Genomic DNA, 19936 nt, shown 5'->3' with positions numbered 1-19936 from the left:
GTCGCAACGAAATGCTCGTAACGCATAGTACATAAGCTACTCAATCATAGATTGTCGACACGTGCCATTAAAAAAGACGTTTTTAACCGTGTTTACGACTAAAGATGTATCTGGCTGTCGACAAAGTCAAACGCCAAGGGGAGGGGGGTTAATGGAAGGAGGGGCAAAGAGGCACATAAGCACACTGGCCCACCGCAAAGGGAATGGGCCAAATTCGCTCTAAAGCAGATTTAGACGAGCAGTATTTTAAACCCGATGAGGATCAACACCACACCACCGAGCAATTCCGCTTTGCTTTCTAACCAGGTGCCGCTTCTTGATCCTACAAATACACCGGCGAAGCTGAACACCAGGGTGACCACTCCGATAATTGTACAGGCTAATAATGGATGGACATCGAGTAGGGTCAATGTAAATCCGGCCGCCATGGCATCAATACTGGTGGCAATGGCGAGCAACAGCATGACCTTGTGGGTGATTTGTGCAATGTCTTCTTCAATGCCTTCGCTCAGGGCTTCATAAATCATTTTTGCACCAATAAGCAGTAGCAAGCCGAACGCTATCCAGTGAGCATAGTCTTCAACCCAGCCGAGTACGCCTTTTCCGCCAAGATAACCAATTAGCGGCATGAGACCCTGAAATAGACCAAAATAAATGCCAGCTTTGAGTGCCAGGGAACGGGTCAGGGTCATATGCTTTGACCCAAGTCCGATAGATACGGCAAACGCATCCATACTCAGCGCGACGGCCAAGATAAAAACTTCAATCATGAGAAAACTCGCATCAAGAGGAATGTTAAAATTTAGTTCTTCACATAGAAAAAAGGCCGCTTTAAGCAGTGCGGCCTATCGATAACCAGTCCGACACTAGTCCTTGGCGTAGGTGCGCTGCATTATGTACACATAGGCGGTGTTAAATGCTTGCTCTTGGAACTTTTTGAGGCCGGTTTCTTCAAAATCTATGGGGATAGGGTTGCGCTTAAGTTGCTCTTTCATGGCGGTGGCATTGATAACGCGCACATCTAGCTCGCTAATAAGCTGCAGTGCTGCTTCCATTTTAAAGCCTACTGCACCACCGGCGAATTTGCCTTTATGTGGGCGACCTTTAATGGCAATTGAATCCACCCCATAATCTTCCATCAGCTTTTTAAAATCACGGTAAAACTTTTGTACTTGCTCGGTGTCGTCGGCATCACTAAGTACAAAACGTGTTTGTCGTACATCGCGAATGTCGAAAACGTCATTGTCTTTTGATAATAAGCAAAGCAGCACTTCGCTGCCTTTAATTTCTACACCACAGGTATTCATGTTATATCGCCTTTGTATTCAATGGCCTCTAGTATATCAGAGATGGTGTAAAAACAATGGAATAAAATTATTCCCAGAGCCTTGAATTTGGATGCGGGGCACGCGAGAATAACCGCTTGCGCTCGCTAAAGGACGCAGCAGTATCATCGCAATGCTTGTTGGTATAAGCGTTGATTATGAATTAAATCGATTAAATATAACTTACTACAAGTGGCGCGGCGTAGGTGTCACCACTGTAAAAGGACAAAACATGCCTGTAATTACTCTTCCTGACGGTAGTCAGCGTATTTTTGATAACCCAGTTTCAACAATGGATGTCGCTAACGACATCGGCCCGGGCCTGGCCAAAGCAACCATCGCTGGTCGCGTTAATGGTGAGCGCGTTGATGCCTGCGATCTAATCACCGAAGATGCGCGTTTAGAAATTATCACCGCCAAAGACGAAGATGGTTTAGAAATTATTCGCCACTCTTGTGCACACCTTATTGGCCACGCCATTAAGCAGCTTTATCCTGATGCAAAAATGGCGATTGGTCCAACTATCGACAACGGCTTTTACTACGATGTTGATATGGAGCACTCGCTGACCCAAGAAGATCTTGAAGCGTTAGAGAAGCGCATGCTAGAGCTTGCGAAAACCAAATACGATGTAGTTAAGAAGACCGTGAGCTGGCAAGAAGCGCGTGAGACCTTTGCTGCGCGCGGCGAGACCTACAAGATGGAAATCCTTGACGAAAACATCGCAAAAGATGACCGTCCTGGCTTATATCATCACGAAGAGTATGTCGACATGTGTCGCGGTCCTCACGTACCGAACATGTCTTTCTGTCAGCACTTTAAACTAATGAAGGTTGCCGGCGCATACTGGCGCGGCGACTCTGATAACAAGATGCTGCAACGTATCTACGGCACAGCCTGGGGCGACAAAAAGCAACTTAAAGGTTATCTACAGCGTTTAGAAGAAGCAGAAAAGCGCGATCACCGTAAAATCGGTAAAGCACTCGACCTATGGCACTGGCAAGAAGAAGCGCCGGGCATGGTATTCTGGCATAACGATGGCTGGAGCATTTACCGCGAACTGGAAGATTTCGTTCGTGAAAAACTACGCGAGTACGATTACGAAGAAGTAAAAGGCCCATTGATGATGGACCGTGTGCTTTGGGAAAAATCTGGCCACTGGGACAAATATGGCGATGCCATGTTCACCACTGAGTCGGAAAAGCGCGAATACGCGATTAAACCTATGAACTGTCCGGGTCACGTACAGATCTTTAACCAGGGATTGAAATCTTATCGTGACCTGCCATTGCGTATGGCCGAATTTGGTTGTTGTCACCGTAATGAGCCGTCGGGTGCCTTACATGGCCTGATGCGTGTGCGTGGTTTTACCCAAGACGATGCCCATATTTTCTGTACCGAAGAGCAAATTCTTGATGAAGTAGCCGCGTGTATCGACATGGTATACGACACCTATTCAACTTTCGGTTTTGAAAAAATCGTGGTTAAGCTGTCAACCCGCCCAGAGCAACGTATCGGTGAGGATGCACTTTGGGGTAAAGCCGAGCAAGCACTGGCTCAGGCGCTGACCGACAAAAATATTGAATTTGAATACTTGCCTGGCGAAGGTGCCTTCTACGGACCAAAAATTGAGTTTACGCTATATGATTGTTTGGAACGTGCATGGCAGTGTGGTACTGTGCAATTAGATTTCATGTTGCCGGGCCGTTTAGGTGCAACTTATGTTGCCGAAAATAACGACCGTCGCACACCGGTGATGATCCACCGTGCGATTCTCGGTTCAATCGAGCGCTTTATCGGTATTTTGACCGAAGAATACGCTGGTTTATTCCCAACTTGGTTGGCGCCAAAGCAGGTGGTATTGATGAATATCACCGATAAGCAGGCGGATTATGTGCAAGAAGTTGTACAAAAATTAAATAAACTGGGCATTCGTGCCGCAGCCGACTTGAGAAATGAGAAAATTGGCTTTAAAATTCGCGAACATACTTTAAAACGTATACCTTACTTATTAGTTGTTGGCGACAAAGAAGTTGAACAACAAGAAGTCGCAGTGAGGACACGTACAGGTGAAGACCTGGGCAAGTTTAAAGTCGATGACTTTATTACAAAAATCGCAGATGAAATTAAGAATAGACGCTAGTCTGTGATGGAAAAAGGGTGTGCCAAATACTAACGGTAACACCCTTTTTTGTTTTTAATATTCTTGGAGGAACGTACCATTAGAGGCGGAAAAAAGGGTCAACAAACGACTCAAAAAAATCGTATTAACGAAGACATCACGGCAAAAGAAGTTCGACTAATTGGCTTTGACGGTGAGCAAGCAGGCATTGTGTCTTTAAGTGAAGCGTTGTCATTGGCGGAAGAAGCTGGTGTCGATCTCGTTGAGATCAGCCCTAATGCTGAGCCACCTGTTTGTAAGGTTATGGACTACGGTAAGTTCATTTTCGAGAAGAGCAAGGCACAAAAAGAACAGAAGAAGAAGCAAAAGCAAATCCAGATTAAGGAAATTAAATTCCGTCCGGGTACTGACATTGGTGACTACCAGGTTAAGCTTCGTAACCTTCGCAAGTTCTTAGAAGCTGGCGATAAAGCGAAAGTAACTATCCGCTTCCGTGGCCGTGAAATGGCCCACCAAGAGATCGGTATCGAGCTTCTAAACCGCATCAAGACGGATTTAGAAGATTTGGCAACCTGTGAGTCTTTCCCTAAGAAAGTCGAAGGTCGTCAAATGATTATGATGCTAGCGCCAGTGGCTAAAAAATAGTATACTGCGCGCCTTAAGATTTAGTGCAGGTTTACAAGCTACTTGGGTTACTTCGGTAATTTATTTAGCACCTGTATCTATCCGGTTGAAAGTAGGGGACTTTTTAAGTCCCTTCACCGGTTTTGGGAGTAAGTTAGGCCAATAAAGTGTCAGCGTAAGCTGGACGCCTGCTTGCTAAATTTAAGCAATATCAATTGGAGTTATTGCAATGGCTTATAAGCTAAAAACACACCGTGGCGCTGCTAAGCGCTTCAAGAAAACTGCTTCTGGCGGTTTCAAGCGTAAACAGGCGCACCTTCGTCACATTCTGACTAAGAAAACCTCTAAGCGTAAGCTTCACCTACGTCCTAAGCTAATGGTTCACAAGAACGACCACGGCTTAGTTTCTCGTATGTTACCATTCGCTTAATAGGGGTATAGAATAATGGCAAGAGTAAAACGCGGTACTATCGCGCGCGCACGTCACAAGAAAGTTTTAAAGCAAGCTAAAGGTTACTACGGTGCACGTTCACGTGTTTACCGCGTAGCTTTCCAAGCGGTTACTAAAGCGGGTCAATACGCTTACCGTGACCGTCGTGCGAAGAAACGTACTTTCCGTCAACTATGGATTGCTCGTATCAACGCCGCAGCTCGTCAAAATGGTTTGTCTTACAGCCGTTTCATCAACGGTCTTAAGAAGACTTCTGTAGAGATCGACCGTAAGATCCTTGCAGACATCGCTGTTTATGACCAAACTGCATTTGCAGCACTAGTAGCTAAGGCTAAAGAAGGCCTAGAAGCTTAATTTGTGTTAGCAGAGAAAGGAGCCTAATGGCTCCTTTTTTATTGCCTAAAATTCATGTTAGCGGGATTTAGTGAGCACCCAATCCATCCAACCTATGGGCAAGATACGCTTTAAAAAGCCAAATAAATAGGTTGGTGTGGTGACATAGTAACGCGCCTGCGGGCGCTGCGATTCAAGGGCATGTACTAAACGTTTATAAACGGCCTCGGGGCCTAGCGTGAAGGGTTGTGGGCCAGTTGCAGACTCCAATCTGCGCTGTTGAGCTAGATAGTTTTCTCTGTGCGCACTGGTTTCAATGTTTATACCCGAGCTTAAAAACGCCTGCAGCGCATTATCGCGAAACTTAGAGGTGATGGGGCCAGGCTCTATCAGCGAAACATGAACACCGCTGCCTTTGAGCTCCAGCCGCAGCGTGTCTGTAAGTCCTTCCAAGGCGAATTTACTGGCGTTATAAGCCCCTCGGTAGGGTAAGGTCACAAGGCCAAGTACGGACGAATTCTGGATAATACGGCCATGCCCTTGCTGACGCATCTTTTTACACACCAGTTGGGTGAGGTGATGCCAGCCGAATACATTGGTTTCAAACTGCCTACGCAATGCATCGACAGGTAAATCTTCAACGGCACCAGGCTGGCCATAGGCGCCATTATTAAACAGCGCATCGAGCTTTCCGCCGCTATAGGCGAGGGCATCTTGCAGGCCTTGCTCTATGGATTGAGGGTCACTGTAATCAAGATGTACGCAGGTAATACCTTGAGCATTGAGCTTACGTACATCCTCTAAGGCACGGCAGCTGGCAATCACATCATAGCCACGCTTTTGCAGTTGTTGCGCGCAGTAATAGCCAATGCCGCTAGAGCAGCCGGTAATTAGTATGGTTTTCATGGTGAATATTAGGGTGTTTGCATCCTTGTGCGAGAAAACTACCATTTCGTCGCAGCCCTCGCCAGTGTTTGTTTTAGCTTGTTATACTCAAAAGCACTTATAAGAATAACAAGAGCTTATTATGCTAACGTCCTTTTTACTTACCCTAGCCCTAAGCCAGGATGCGCACCTGCCGCCGTTAATTCCCTGGCGGGGACAAAGCGAAGCGCTGATGCAAACCCAGGGGCCCTTGCTCACAGATTTCGAACGCTCCCTGGGGGTAGACTCCCCTAATTATGAAAATACCATGGCCTATATGGCCAAGTTAGCGCAGGCGCATGGCGCCCAGTTTCACATAGTGACTATTGGTAAAAGTGATGCCGGGCGTGATATACGTATGTTGCTCGCCTCCAAAGAAGGATTTACCACTGCAAAGCAGGTCGCCGCAGACAGTAAACCCACCTTGCTGATCCAAGCCGGAATTCACAGCGGAGAGATAGACGGCAAAGACGCCGGTTTTATGCTTCTTCGAGACATCGCCAACGGTGCGCGTCCAGACATTCTCAACAGCGTCAACCTGTTATTCATTCCTATTTTAAATGTCGATGGTCATGAGCGCAGCAGTGCTTTTAATCGCATAAATCAACGCGGCCCGAGGGTGATGGGCTTTCGCACCAATGGCCAGAATCTTAATTTAAATCGCGACTACACCAAGTTAGACACCCCAGGCGTTCGCGCCATAGCCAATGTGGTCAACATCTATCAGCCGGATTTATATATAGACGTGCATGTTACCGACGGCGCTGATTACCAGTACGATATTACTTACGGCTACAACCCGGATTTTGTCAGCGCCACACCTAAGGTGGCCCAGGCCATGGACAAATTCGTGGCACCCATTATCCATGCCAGGCTTGAAGAGCAGGGCCATATTCCCGGGCCGCTGGTGTTTGTGATGGACAAGATGGAGTTTTCAAAGGGTCTGGCTGGTTGGGTTGCCGGTCCTCGTTACTCCAATGGTTGGGGAGAGCTTCGTCATCTGCCCACCATCTTAGTTGAGAACCATTCCTTAAAGCCTTACAAACAAAGGGTACTCGGCACCTACGTGCTATTAGACGGCGCCATCGAGGCGTTAGCAAAGCACGGTAAAGACCTTGCGAAGGCGGTAGCAGGTTCAATTAAGGAGGAATACACGGACTTGGTGGTGGCGCGAGGTTATGCCACCGAGCCGGATTATATTTCCTTTAAGGGGATAGCCTATGAGCATTATACCAGTGATGTGACCGGTGCCCTTGAGATTCGCTATCTGGGCAAAGCGCATGAATATCAAAAACTGCCTGTTTACTGGCAAAAAGAGGTTAAAGCCAAGGTAGATATCCCCAAAGCGTTTTATATACCTCGTCAATATGCACAGGCCTTGGAGGTACTAACCATTCAGGGCGTACATGTCGATGCCATGACAACCCCAGTCACCTTGCCGCTAGTTCAAGCAAGCATAACCAGTCATGAATTTGCCAAGGCGCCGTTTGAAGGGCGATTTCGCGTTACTCCTCAACTTAAATACGCCCAGGTTAATGTGCGTCTCGATGAGAATTGGGTAAAGGTAGACACAAACCAGGCATTGGGCCTGTTAGCCACCCATCTGTTGCACCCGGATGCACCGGATTCCTTATTGCAGTGGGGCTTTTTCCACAGCCTCTTTCAGCGCACCGAGTATGTTGAAAATTATGCCTTAGCCCCTTATGCACAGCAGATGCTGTCAACCGCTCCCGATATCAAAGCAAAATATGAGCAAAAACTGAAGGATAAGGCGTTTGCTCAGGATGCAGAAGCACGTCGGGCTTGGCTTTATCAACAAAGCCCTTATTATGATCAGCAATACTTAAATTACCCTGTGTTAATGCAGTACTGAAAGAATAGATAGTTAACCATGACGATAAATATACACACGGTGCCGGTGACACCTTTTCAACAAAATTGCCGTATTCTGGTATGTGAAAAAAGCAAAAAGACCGCCGTAGTGGACCCCGGCGGCGATGTACAAAAAATAGTGACCACACTTAATGAGCTTGGCCTGGTGCCCGAGGCAATATGGCTTACCCATGGTCACCTGGACCATGTTGGTGCGGCGGACGAGCTTGCTCGTGCCTATAACATAGAGATAATCGGTCCACATATCGACGAGCAGTTTTGGTTTGATGCACTACCACAACAGGCGCAGATGTTCGTTTTGCGCCTCGTCCGGCATTCTTGCCAACGACCTGGTTGCGCCATGGCGATACCTTAACCCTAGGTGAGCTTAATTTTGAGGTGCGCCATTGTCCGGGTCATACACCGGGCCATGTTATTTTTGTTGAGCATAAGGCGAAGCAAGCACTGGTAGGGGATGTGATTTTTAAAGGGTCGATAGGGCGCACGGATTTCCCTAGAGGCGATGCGCCCACACTGATTGCCAGCATACAAGGTGAGGTCTTGTCTTTGGCGGATGATTTTGTCATCTTAAGTGGTCATGGTGAAAACACCACGGTGGGCCATGAACGAGCCACTAACCCTTTTATCAGCGGGCGTTTTGGCTAACTTAATTCGGGTTAACCCCAAAAAACAAGACGATCCCCGTAGGATTGTGTATAATTTTACCTAATTAAATAAAGAATAAGAAAAATCAATGTCATTAAATCAAGTTGATCGCCAGATACTGGCGCTGTTGCAGCAAGATGCCAGTCTCTCTACTGCAGAAATTGCCGACCAAGTCGGCTTGTCGCAATCGCCTTGCTGGCGCCGTATTGCCCGTTTGGAGCAAGAGGGTTATATCAAGGGGAAAGTTGCGTTACTCGATGAGAAAAAGCTCGGCTTTGATATGCTGGTCTATGCCCATGTGCGTTTATCTAATCATGGGCGTGATCAATTGGCACAATTTGAAGAATTGATCATGAGCTATGATGAGGTCACCGAGTGTTACACTATGGCCGGCACCATGGACTTTATGCTGCGCATTATCTCCAAGGGCATTGAAGGCTATGAGTTGTTTGTTCGTGATAATTTACTCAGCCTGCCGTATGTGCAAGAGGTGCATTCTAACGTCACCATGACCTGTGTGAAGCGCACCACGTCTCTGCCTCTATAAACCTTATTAGAAGGCGACCATATTGGTCGCCTAACTCTTTGCTGAATTGTTAATTTCTCACCGTTTTGCTAGAATCTGCACCCCTTTCGCAGCTTGTTTCTAATCGCACCGCAAACGAGGAATGAATGTTTAACTTACTCAGCAAAGCACCTAGCTCTGCTAAAAATGATATTTTATCGGGTCTTACCGTCGCGCTAGCACTGGTGCCCGAAGCCGTAGCCTTTGCTTTTGTTGCTCAGGTTGACCCACTTGTTGGCTTATATGCCGCGTTTATCGTCGGTCTTATCACTTCTTTAATCGGTGGCCGACCGGGCATGATCTCCGGTGCAACCGGGGCTTTGGCCGTGGTGATGACCTCTTTGGTCATTACCCACGGTGTCGAATACCTGTTTGCGACCGTACTCTTGATGGGTATACTGCAAATCCTGGCCGGTGTATTTAAGCTCGGAAAATTTATTCGTATGGTGCCACACCCGGTTATGCTGGGCTTTGTAAATGGCTTAGCCATAGTAATTTTCCTCGCGCAGTTGGGGCAGTTTAAGGTCCTAGGTGACGACGGGCAAATGCAATGGATGCAAGGCGAGATGATGTACACCATGTTGGGCCTAGTGGCTTTAACCATGGCCATCATTCATTTCTTACCTAAACTGACAACGGCTATTCCATCAAGCCTTGCTGCTATCGTGGTGGTGACGGGCCTGGTATTAGGATTCGACTTAGACGCGCGCACGGTTATCGACTTTGTTAAAGACATGACTGGTGACAGCGCCGCAACCATAGCCGGTGGTTTCCCAGAATTCCACATTCCACAGGTGCCTTTTAACCTGGAAACATTCAAGATCATCCTTCCTTATGCGGTTATTCTGGCCGGCCATTGGTTTGATTGAATCACTGCTGACATTGACCCTAATCGATGAAATTACCGATACCCGCGGTCACAGTAACAAAGAATGTGTGGGTCAGGGCGCTGCCAACGTGACCTGTGGTTTCTTCGGCGCAATGGGTGGTTGTGCCATGATAGGTCAGTCGATGATCAACATTAATTCCGGTGGTCGTAGTCGGTTATCGGGTATTACCGCGGCGCTATTGCTACTGGTCTTTATTCTATTTGCCGCCAGCTACATCGAAATGATCCCGCTAGCCGCGCTGGTAGGGGTGATGTTTATGGTGGTGATCGGCACCTTTGAATGGTCAAGCTTCCGTATTATGCGCAAGGTACCCAAATCCGATGCCTTTGTGATCTTCTTAGTGAGTGCGGTAACCGTTGCGACTGATCTCGCCATCGCCGTTTGTGTGGGTATTATCGTCTCCGCCCTGGTCTTTGCCTGGCAGCATGCGAAACACATTTACACTGAAAGTTACCTCGATGAAGAAGGCTCCAAAGTGTATGAGCTACACGGCCCATTGTTCTTCGGCTCGGTGAAAAATTTCTTAGAGCTGTTCGACATTAAGAACGACCCTAAAGACGTGATCATCGAGTTCAAACACAGTCGCGTGGCAGATCACAGCGCCATCGAAGCCATCGACACCTTGGCGGATAAATACACTAAGGCAGGCAAAACCCTGCATCTTCGCCATGTCAGCGCCGACTGTAAAGAATTGTTGCACAAGGCGCGCGACCTGGTAGAAATCAACGTGATTGAAGATCCTAAATATCGCGTCGCTTCGGACGAACTGGGTTAAGGCGTTTCTCTAACCCAAGCGAGCACATATATTAAGGCCAGCATTTCGCTGGCCTTTTTTATTCAGTTGCAATTAACCAGCCTATACATAGACTTAAAGCAATTCTTCGATAATGGGTACGACTATGAAACAAGTAATTTCGGTGTTATTGACTTCCACCTTGGCCTTCGGCGCGACCTTGACCGTGCAAGCGCAAACCATTCCCGATGAACCTCATTTGCAGGTGCGCGGCGTTGGTGAAGTGTGGGCCACACCGGACAAGGTAACCATCAACCTAAGCGTGAACGAACAAAGCATGGACTTGCTTGAAGCGAAAAAGGCCGCCGACAGTAAACTGGCAAAGATGATCATCGCCTTAAAAGAGCAGGGCATTGAAAGCAAGGATATTCACGCCAGTCAGCTAAGCATTCACAGCAAAACGAAATACAACCGCGAGACGCAAACAAATGAATTTGACGGCTATGAAGTAAGTCGTAACGTCAGTGTTATTCTGCGCCAAATCGATAACTACGCGTTGGTTTTGCAGTTGTTGGTACAGCAAGGAGCCAATCAAGTAGGGCAATCCCATTTTGGTTTAAGTAATTACGACGAGCTTTACAATCAAGCGCAACAGCAAGCGTTTAGCGATGCCAAGCAAAAAGCAAAAACGTATGCCGAGGGTTTTGATACCAAGGTGGGTAAAATTTACAGCATTAATGTGATGAGCCACGATAGACCCATTCCATATCCTCGTGCGGAAATGAAAATGATGTCCACTGCCGATGCCGCTCCTGGTGTAGAGCAGGCCTACAATGTTGGCGAGATCAAAGTCACCGCCTCGGTCAATGCCGTATATTTACTCGATAACTAAGCTTGATAACAAAAGCCGTGCGCAACCTCGCCGAAGGTAAAGGCCAATCTGTTTGCCTTCGGCACTTTTCTTTTAAATCAATTACCTGTACCTTCTAGCCTAGTAGCTTACTCGGGAGAGCAGACGTGATTGTATCCATTTACGGTGCCATTTTGGCGCTGGTCTATTTGCAACTGAGCCTTTATGTGGTCAAAGAGCGCCGTCGTAGCCAACGTTCGATCGGCACCGGCGACAGCGAAGCTCTGCAACGTGCCGTGCGTGCTCATGGTAACTTTATCGAGTATGTGCCGCTGGCCTTACTGCTGCTATTTTTTAATGAATATCAAGGACTCGCAAGTCACTACAGCCATGCTCTTGGGGCGACTTTAGTTTTCGCGCGATTAATTCATGCCAGTAATATTTCTCAGTTAGATGAAAACATCAAGGTGAGGGTGGTGAGCATGATGCTGACCTTCGCGGTTATATTAATTGCTTCTGTTTCCTTGCTACTCGATGCCACCTTGGGGATTTACCTTTAACTTAACCCTCTTTATGTCCCAGGCAATCTCAATGCCTGAGTATGAATAGTCGTCTAAACTTGCCCTTAAGCGTGATTCAAAATTACTAGCTCAAGGGCAATTTAATGACAGACATTCTTATTGTTGCCTGTATTTTTCTCATCTCCTCCATAGTGGCCGTTCCCATTGCCACGCGCTTTGGTTTGGGCTCTGTACTTGGCTATCTGATAGCCGGGATTATCATTGCGCCCTTATTGTCGTTGCTCAATATAGATCTGGTATCGATTCAGCATGTCGCTGAATTTGGTGTGGTGATGATGCTCTTTCTGGTCGGTTTAGAACTGGAACCAAAAAAACTTTGGTTGATGCGCGCTCAGTTAATCGGTCTCGGAGGTGGGCAGGTGATGCTTACTGCTTTGGCTATCATGGGCGTGGCCATGCTTTTGGGGTATTCATGGCAACTAGGGCTTAGTATCGGACTTATCTTAACCTTGTCTTCCACTGCCATAGTCTTGCAGAGCTTGGCCGAGCGCTCCGAGCTTGATACCGAGGGCGGGAAGGCGACGTTTTCGGTTTTACTCACCCAGGATATCGCCGTTATCCCTATATTAGCCGTCTTACCCTTACTGGCCATGGGCGGTGTAAGCGGCGCCGACATGGCTGGGGCACATGCTACGTCCCAACTAAACATACTAAGTGGATTAAATGGCTGGCAAAGCGCGTTAGTAGTAATGGGTGTTATCTTAGCTGTGGTGATAGGGGGCGCGTACCTAACCGGACCCATCTTCAAATTTATTGCCCAGGCCAGATTAAGAGAGCTCTTTACCGCAACCGCTTTATTACTGGTTATAGGCATTGCGCTGATGATGACCCTAGTGGGCTTATCACCGGCGCTCGGCACCTTTATTGCGGGTGTGGTTTTAGCCAACTCACCCTATAAGCATGAACTTGAAAGCAACATTGAGCCATTTAAAGGACTCTTGCTTGGGGTCTTCTTCATTACCGTGGGGGCGGGAATTAACTTTGGCTTATTGGCCGAGCAGTTTACGACTATTGCACTAACCACGACAGCTTTGATAGTGATCAAGATTGGCGTGCTCTTGGTCTTGGGCAGGTTACTTGGCATAAAGGGAGGTGCACTTTGGCTCTTAGCATTGGCATTGGCGCAGGCCGGTGAGTTTGGCTTTGTTTTGTTGTCGTTTTCCGTTAGTAATCAGGTAATGACTGGAGCTATGGCGGAGCAACTATTGCTAGTCGTAACCTTGTCCATGCTGATATCGCCTTTACTTTTTATCCTTTACCAGTATGTGATAGCGCCACGCTATGTAGTTGAAGGGAAAAGCCGCGAAGAGCAGTTCCCAGAGCAAAGCCATATTATTATTGCCGGCTCCGGTCGGGTTGGCGGTCTAGTGGATAGGATATTAAAAATAGGCGGGTTTAGAGCCACCGTCATTGATCATAATTTTAATCATTTAGAGGCCATGGCTCGAGTGGGTGTACATTATTTTTATGGTGACGCGACACGCCCGGATTTACTAGACAGTGCCGGGATAGAGAGAGCCAAGTTATTAGTCATCGCTTTGGACGATAAAGATCAAATCACCACGCTAACGCACTACGTGCTCCAAAATTACCCCCATGTTCATGTGCTAACTCGGGCGGTCGACCGGCATCACGTTTATCAATTGTGGGCACTGGGGTGCCGTGACATTATCCGCGAGACATATGACAGCTCACTGCGCATGGGGCGCGCCGCGTATGAAGCACTAGGAGTTAAAAGCGAACAAGCGCAGCAAATCATTTCAAAGTTTGACGTCTATGATAAGCAGATGATGCGGGTCACCGCAGAGGCCTTTGATGCCAGTTTGCCATTTCAGGACAATGATGAGTATGTGAAGTTAGTGAAAGACTATATGCAGCAGTACGCACCTGAATTAAAAGAGTCAGTCGCGGAAATTATTAATACACATAAGGACACTAAGACCTACGCTAACTCAAACGACAGTGAGGGTTCTAATAAAAAATGTGAGGATTAAGCTTAAACACCGAGATAGCGTTTGCCACAGTTATGCGAGCTAGGACAAAAAGGTTTTTAAAATGCCTTTCTAAATAAGGGAGTAATGTATGCCATGCATTTATTTACCCAATTTAACATAACATAAATTATAGGATGTTCTGGTTTATATGTATTACACCCAATTACTCCACCTAGCTATGTCCAATACTAGACGGTATCGGACATTTTAATGCTGCCGGAGGTGGTTTTGCATTGCACTAACAATCCTCTTATACAGACGCTATATGTTCGCATTAAATTTCGATTAAATTAATGATAAGTACTTAATCATGCGATGGTTGTATTGAGCAAACGCGCCTTATCGCATAGTATTATTTAAAACAGTAATAAAAAAGATGCATTATGGAGTTTGTTCGCCCGCTGGAGCCAATTCTGATCATCGACAATGATCAGTCCATGCGCAGTTCTTTAGCCGCGATTCTCACCGACCTAGGTTATGACCAGATCACCGGTAGCGCGGATATTAACGACGCAAAACCTTTACTCGCACAACTAGATCCTAAGGTTATCTTCGTCGATATCGCCTTACCCGACAGCGATGGCTGCGATATTATCAGCTACCTGTCTGAGCTACATCCGCACTGTAAAATCATCCTCTGTGCCGATCATAATTCCTATGAGAATGTTGAGCACAATTGGGAGTTTGGCGCCGAGGAATACATTAGTAAGCCTTTTAATGCCAATAAAGTCGACATGGTCATGAAGCGTTTAGAGCTTAACTAACCCCTTATGCAAGAAAAATTAAAACAACTTACGCTTGGTTTGGCGGATGTCATCTTTGGCAAAGAGCAACAAATCAAGCTAGCGCTATGCGCCATGCTTTCTCGTGGTCACTTGTTACTTGAAGACCTTCCCGGTATGGGTAAGACAACACTGTCTCATGGTCTGGCACAAACCTTAGGTATGAGCTACCAGCGTATCCAGTTTACCAGTGACTTACTGCCCGCTGATATTCTTGGTGCCAGTATTTTTAATACCAAAGAACAGAAATTTACATTTCATAAAGGCCCTATTTTCAGCCAAATGGTTTTGGCCGATGAAATTAACCGCGCAGGTCCCAAAACGCAAAGTGCTCTGCTCGAAGCCATGGAAGAAGGCTGTGTCAGCATTGATTCCGAACGCTATACATTGCCGTCGCCTTTTTTCGTTATCGCCACGCAAAACCCGCAACACCAATCAGGGACCTTTCCGTTACCCGAATCCCAGTTAGACCGCTTTTTTATGCGCATCAGCCTAGGGTTTCCACCGGCAGATGCGGAAAAGCTCCTGATCAAAGGCCTTGGCCCCCAAAGACACAAGCCAATTAAGCCCATCATCACCTGTGACGAGCTGCAGAGTATGCAGAATCAGGTAGATAATGTCAGCATCGCCAATACTGTGGTTGATTATATCCTCGCTTTAGTGACCTTAACCCGTCACGATCGCGATATTACTCATCCGCTGTCACCTCGCGCTAGCATTGCACTGGCACAAGGTGCAAAGGCCTGGGCTTTCCTGGAAGGTCGTGATTATGTGATGCCCGAGGATGTGCAGGCGGTCTTTGCCAGCATCTGTGAGCATCGCGTCAATCCGCATGACAATTACAGCCAGGCCAGTGTCTGTGACGATATCTTACGCCGGGTCAAGGTGCCTTTGTAGTATGGTCGCCCTGCTACACAAGATCTGTGCCCCACTCCATCACCGACTCCAAGACTGGCTGCTCAGGGATAAGCATAAAACAGCGACGTTAACCTTAGGTCACAGCACAGTGTATGTACTGCCTTCAAAGCTTGGCTTTGGGTTTCTATTGGTTGCCGGGCTCAATTTTATTCTTGCCGCCAACTACCAAAATAATCTGGTGCAGTTGAGCTCTTACTTGATGTTGGTACTCGTACTCATGTCGTTGATCCAGTCCTACGCCAATATCAGGGGGCTGCAACTGCAATTTAAGGAAGTACCTAGTGGTTACGCCAATCAAGGGCGAACTTATCGCCTGAGTGTCACTAACCAACAGCGAAATAGCTATGCTGTTCAATTCCAGTGGCGTGGCAATACGACCTTGGTTGAGAAAGTCGATAGTACCAGTCAGGATGTCTATATTAATGGCGATAAACAACCTAGAGGTTGTTATCAGGTACCTAGGTTAAAAATATTTTCTACCTATCCATTTGGTCTCGCCAAAGTGTGGAGCTATCTCGAAGCCAATGCCGATTATTATGTTTATCCTGCGCCGCAGCCACATAACCATGCCCTAAATAAGCAAGCGCTTAGTGAAACGCCGCAACAAAGTAGTGGCGCCCTGAGTCAGTCCGGCAATGACGAATTCGATGGCCTTAAAGAGCATAAACAGCTAGCAGATTATCGGCGCATTTCCTGGAAGCATTTCGCTAAGCGTGAGCAGCTTTTAGTCAAAGAGTTTATTACCGAGGCTGACAGTGCCTATGTCGTCGATTTTGGGCAATTACCCGGTGATATCGAAAATCGCTTAAGCCTGATGGCCTATAGTATTGAGCAGGCACAAATCCAACATATTCCCATAGCCGTCAGGTTACCAGGCCTCACGCTACCCAGTGATAGCAGCGATGAACACTACCTAAAAGCACTTCGCACCCTCGCCCTTTATAAAAACCGGGGCGCAATTCATGAGTAATTTTGCCAGTAGCGCCTTAAGCTTTATCTATATCGGCATCCTTATGTTGTTAGCGACTGAGCTCCCGACCATGTTGTTAAGTCTGTTGCTGCTGTTATGCCTTTGGAATTTATTGCTTGCCAATAAGGGATTAACACGTCCAGCGTTGCTGGCTACAAATATTCTCGCCGCCGCCCTGTTGGCGGTACTCTTTATTACCGTGGACTTAAAACAAAGTGTTTTATTGTTTGTGACCATGCTGCTACAGGCCAGTATTTTAAAACTGTTGCAGGCAAGTAGCGCAAAGCAACAGCAAACGGTGATCGTACTCACCTTTTTCTCTATCTCAACGGTCTTTCTTTATCAACAGTCGCTATATAGTACATTGCTCGTCGGTCTCTTTTTCATCGCCCTGACCATAGCACTGGCGAGTCTCAACGGCCTACCAACCACACGTTTAGCGATACGAAAGAGCATTTATTCGCTGAGTATTGCCGTACCTTTAGCGGCGCTGATGTTGGTATTCGTACCAAAAATGCCCGCCTTTTGGCAATTACCTGGGGCTAATTCCGCTAAAACCGGTCTTAATGAGCGTATAGACCCGTTTGACATCGCCAGTTTGGCTAAATCCGACGAGCTGGTATTTCGCGCCGAGTTTAATGACACTCTGGCGTCACCCCCCTATTACTGGCGCGCCATGTTACACACTGAGTTTGACGGCAGAGCCTGGATAAAAGCAAAGATACCGGCCCAGGCGCGCACCAATATCGATTGGCCTGCCTATTCGGGCTCGGCACAAATATACCTTGAAAAAAGTGCGAACCCTTGGCTTTATACGCTCGGAGATGGTGTGAGTCGCGCATCCGACGTTAGAAACCTAAGCGATGGTTTGTTACAACGTAAAGACCCCTCCGCTTCGAGCTTTAAATACCCGCTAAGTTATCGGCCGCAATTGCCCGAGGCTTTGAGTCGCTATGAGTATCAGTATTACACCCAATTGCCACAGCAAGGGAACCCGCTGACCCGTAACTTGGCGAGACGCCTGGGTACCAAAAGCAATGATGCCAACGCGTTTATCGCGGAGCTTTATGATTATTACCGCTATCAAGGCTTTACCTATACGCTGACCCCAACCCCTATTACCGGCAGCGATACGCTGGACATCTTTTTAACGCAGACGCAGCGTGGGTTTTGTGGCCATTATGCCAGCGTCAGCGCCTTTATGATGCGCAGCGTCGGAATACCGGCTCGGGTAGTCTCCGGTTATTTAGGCGGAGAAAATGTCGGCGGCAGTGATTATTTATCTGTGTATCAGTATGACGCTCACGCCTGGGTCGAATATCATGACGGTGTACGTTGGCAGCGTTTTGATGCCACCGCAGTGGTGGCACCTGGGCGCCTTAATGGCTCCTTATCTCAAGTTGAGCAGTTACGGCAAGAATTTCGCGCCAACCTCGAGCTTGGCCTTTTGCAACTTAGTAGCTTTAAATCTCTGAACTGGCTGCGTATTCAACTAGAAAAAATCGATTACACCTGGACCAAATGGGTCTTAGGGTTCGACCAGCAAAAGCAAAATAACTTACTAAAGGGCTTGCTGGGAAGTCAGTTCGCACAATACAGTATGGCCCTCGTGGTAATTGCCATTGCCCTGACGTTATTTATTGTGTTGATGCTAAGCTCACGCCAACGCAAGGTGCAACTGACCTTCAGTGCCAAACAATTATCCAGGCTATTTGATGCCGCCGAAGCTTCCGCTCTGTTATCACCAGAGCAACTGACCCCAGTAGCACAGCTCGACTATCTGGCGACACATACGCCACAACTAAAAGCGCACATGGAAAGAATTTCACGTTTGTATGTTCAAACAACCTATGAGCAACAGCCTCTAACCAAAAAGCAGCGCTTAGAACTTAAAAAATTAGTAAATAAATCAATAAAGATTATCGGTTAATCACATGAATGCAGTAATTATTGGCGTGGTTCTCATGCTGTTATTAACCCTGTTTAGGGTCAATGTTATTGTCGCCATGACGGTCGCGGCACTTGCCAGCGGCTTGGTCGGCGGACTCTCCCTCACCGATACGGTAAATGCTTTCAATAATGGGCTGTCCGGTGGTGCAGAAATAGCCTTGAGCTATGCCATGCTAGGCGCCTTTGCCGTAGCCATCGCCAAATCCGGGCTCACTAACTTATTGGCAGCGCGATTGCTGACCTTAATGGGTAAAGAGCAGACGTCGCAGCGCTATTTATCCTTTGCCATTATGACAGTGATTCTTTTTTGTGCATTAAGCTCACAAAACCTTATCCCGGTCCATATCGCCTTTATTCCTATTTTGATCCCACCATTACTGGGCATTTTTAACCGCTTGCAACTGGACCGCCGCGCCATCGCCTGCATTCTCACCTTTGGCTTGGCAACCGCCTATATGGTACTGCCCTACGGTTTTGGTGGCATCTATCTTTATAATATTTTGCACCTTAACCTGGTCGAGAATGCCCTGGTAATTGATAAGAGCGCGGTGCCTAAGGCCATGATTATTCCGGCTATAGGCATGTTTGTTGGCTTATTAGTGGCAATATTTATTAGTTACCGACGTAAGCGTGAATATAATCACAGCGCTGTCAGCGAGGACGAGGCACTCAAGGTAGAGAACCCGGGCAAGGTATTAATGGTCGGCACTTTAGCCATTCTTTTATCGCTTATCGCCCAGTTTATGAGCCAGTCGATGATACTCGGCGGCCTAGTCGGGGTCATGGTTTTTACCATCTTTGGTATCGTCAAATGGCACGAAAACCAGGATGTGTTTTCTAAAGGCGTGGCCATGATGGCGATGATAGGTTTCATTATGATTTCCGCACAGGGGTTTGCCGAAGTGATGAAGGCCACCGGCCACATCGGCACCTTGGTAAGCACCGCAACAGAGTTAATTGGCGGCAATAAGCCGCTGGCCGCATTACTTATATTGCTAGTCGGTCTGATGATCACCATGGGCATAGGCAGTTCGTTTTCCACCGTGCCCATTATCGCTGCCCTTTTTGTGCCATTGTGTTTACAACTGGGTTTTTCACCCATGGCCACTGCCGCCTTGGTTGGCACCGCCGGCGCCTTAGGCGATGCGGGCTCCCCCGCTTCGGATTCGACCCTAGGACCAACATCGGGCTTAAATGTTGATGGTCAACACGATCATATTTGGGACTCAGTGGTCCCAACCTTTATCCACTTTAATATCCCCTTAGTGATATTTGGCTGGATAGCGGCCATGGTGCTGTAGACACACTTAGCAACCCGAAAAAGGCGCAGTATTGCGGCTCTTTTTATACCGAACAAGCTATCTAGTAACCCGGTCATACAAAGAG

17 protein-coding genes and 2 pseudogenes are annotated in these 19936 nt (G+C 47.3%); 16 read left to right on the top strand and 3 right to left on the bottom strand.

All coding sequences use genetic code 11. From position 1 onward, the window contains the following. Positions 1-230: 230 nt before the first annotated feature. Positions 231-770 carry a manganese efflux pump MntP gene (locus C2M29_RS10675; protein ID WP_105189762.1) on the bottom strand — a complete coding sequence of 180 codons (540 nt, stop codon included), beginning with the start codon at positions 768-770 and terminating at the stop codon, positions 231-233. A gap of 96 nt (positions 771-866) precedes the next feature. After that, positions 867-1307: a DUF3010 family protein gene (locus tag C2M29_RS10670; protein WP_105189761.1), complete on the bottom strand. Its 441-nt coding sequence runs from the start codon at positions 1305-1307 to the stop codon at positions 867-869. Positions 1308-1557: 250 nt separating this feature from the next. Here C2M29_RS10670 and thrS point away from each other — a divergent pair, with 250 nt between their 5' ends. The 4 genes from thrS (at position 1558) to rplT (ending at position 4876) form a co-directional block, all read left to right on the top strand. After that, entirely contained in the window at positions 1558-3468 is a 1911-nt protein-coding gene (thrS, locus tag C2M29_RS10665; protein WP_105190244.1) for a threonine--tRNA ligase, read from the top strand. A gap of 63 nt (positions 3469-3531) precedes the next feature. Beyond that, positions 3532-4092 carry a translation initiation factor IF-3 gene (infC, locus tag C2M29_RS10660; RefSeq protein ID WP_105190243.1) on the top strand — a complete coding sequence of 187 codons (561 nt, stop codon included), beginning with the start codon at positions 3532-3534 and terminating at the stop codon, positions 4090-4092. Positions 4093-4300: 208 nt separating this feature from the next. Next, positions 4301-4501, top strand: coding sequence for a 50S ribosomal protein L35 (gene rpmI, locus C2M29_RS10655; RefSeq protein WP_022944197.1), 201 nt, complete (start codon positions 4301-4303; stop codon positions 4499-4501). Positions 4502-4516: 15 nt separating this feature from the next. Next, entirely contained in the window at positions 4517-4876 is a 360-nt protein-coding gene (gene rplT / locus C2M29_RS10650) for a 50S ribosomal protein L20 (protein WP_105189760.1), read from the top strand. A 57-nt stretch (positions 4877-4933) separates the two neighbouring features. Here the strand turns inward: rplT and C2M29_RS10645 are convergent, their stop codons facing one another. Beyond that, positions 4934-5761: an SDR family oxidoreductase gene (locus C2M29_RS10645; RefSeq protein ID WP_105190242.1), complete on the bottom strand. Its 828-nt coding sequence runs from the start codon at positions 5759-5761 to the stop codon at positions 4934-4936. Between the two features lie 121 nt (positions 5762-5882). On the opposite strand from C2M29_RS10645, the gene C2M29_RS10640 reads away from it, so the two are divergent. The 12 genes and pseudogenes from C2M29_RS10640 to C2M29_RS10585 all read left to right on the top strand — a co-directional run bounded on the left by C2M29_RS10640 (position 5883) and on the right by C2M29_RS10585 (position 19851). Then, positions 5883-7652 carry a M14 family metallopeptidase gene (locus C2M29_RS10640; protein ID WP_105189759.1) on the top strand — a complete coding sequence of 590 codons (1770 nt, stop codon included), beginning with the start codon at positions 5883-5885 and terminating at the stop codon, positions 7650-7652. Between the two features lie 24 nt (positions 7653-7676). Beyond that, positions 7677-8317: pseudogene (locus C2M29_RS10635) on the top strand (MBL fold metallo-hydrolase). 88 nt (positions 8318-8405) lie between these two features. After that, entirely contained in the window at positions 8406-8864 is a 459-nt protein-coding gene (locus C2M29_RS10630) for an Lrp/AsnC family transcriptional regulator (protein ID WP_105189758.1), read from the top strand. Positions 8865-8989: 125 nt separating this feature from the next. Beyond that, a pseudogene (locus C2M29_RS10625) lies at positions 8990-10547 on the top strand (SulP family inorganic anion transporter). A gap of 124 nt (positions 10548-10671) precedes the next feature. Then, a complete protein-coding gene (locus tag C2M29_RS10620) occupies positions 10672-11397 on the top strand; it encodes an SIMPL domain-containing protein (RefSeq protein ID WP_158684715.1) in 726 nt (241 codons plus the stop codon). A gap of 125 nt (positions 11398-11522) precedes the next feature. Next, a complete protein-coding gene (locus C2M29_RS10615) occupies positions 11523-11915 on the top strand; it encodes an MAPEG family protein (protein WP_105189756.1) in 393 nt (130 codons plus the stop codon). A gap of 104 nt (positions 11916-12019) precedes the next feature. Next, on the top strand, positions 12020-13930 hold the full coding sequence (locus C2M29_RS10610) for a cation:proton antiporter domain-containing protein (protein ID WP_105189755.1): 1911 nt from the start codon (positions 12020-12022) through the stop codon (positions 13928-13930). A gap of 383 nt (positions 13931-14313) precedes the next feature. Then, positions 14314-14694, top strand: a complete 381-nt coding sequence (locus C2M29_RS10605) for a response regulator (protein WP_105189754.1) — start codon at positions 14314-14316, stop codon at positions 14692-14694. Between the two features lie 6 nt (positions 14695-14700). Then, positions 14701-15609 carry an AAA family ATPase gene (locus C2M29_RS10600; RefSeq protein WP_105189753.1) on the top strand — a complete coding sequence of 303 codons (909 nt, stop codon included), beginning with the start codon at positions 14701-14703 and terminating at the stop codon, positions 15607-15609. 1 nt (position 15610) lies between these two features. Next, complete coding sequence (locus C2M29_RS10595) at positions 15611-16600, top strand: DUF58 domain-containing protein (RefSeq protein WP_158684714.1); 990 nt, start codon at positions 15611-15613, stop codon at positions 16598-16600. After that, positions 16593-18530, top strand: coding sequence for a transglutaminase family protein (locus tag C2M29_RS10590; protein ID WP_105189751.1), 1938 nt, complete (start codon positions 16593-16595; stop codon positions 18528-18530). The genes C2M29_RS10595 and C2M29_RS10590 overlap by 8 nt, the downstream gene beginning before the upstream one ends. Positions 18531-18534: 4 nt before the next feature. Continuing rightward, a complete protein-coding gene (locus tag C2M29_RS10585; RefSeq protein ID WP_105189750.1) occupies positions 18535-19851 on the top strand; it encodes a Na+/H+ antiporter family protein in 1317 nt (438 codons plus the stop codon). The last annotated feature ends 85 nt before the right edge of the window (positions 19852-19936 follow it).

The organism is Pseudoalteromonas sp. T1lg48 (genome assembly GCF_002964785.1).
Lineage (GTDB): Bacteria > Pseudomonadota > Gammaproteobacteria > Enterobacterales > Alteromonadaceae > Pseudoalteromonas.
The sequence above is the reverse complement of the archived record's forward strand: the minus strand, read 5'-3'. Positions and strand labels throughout refer to the sequence as shown.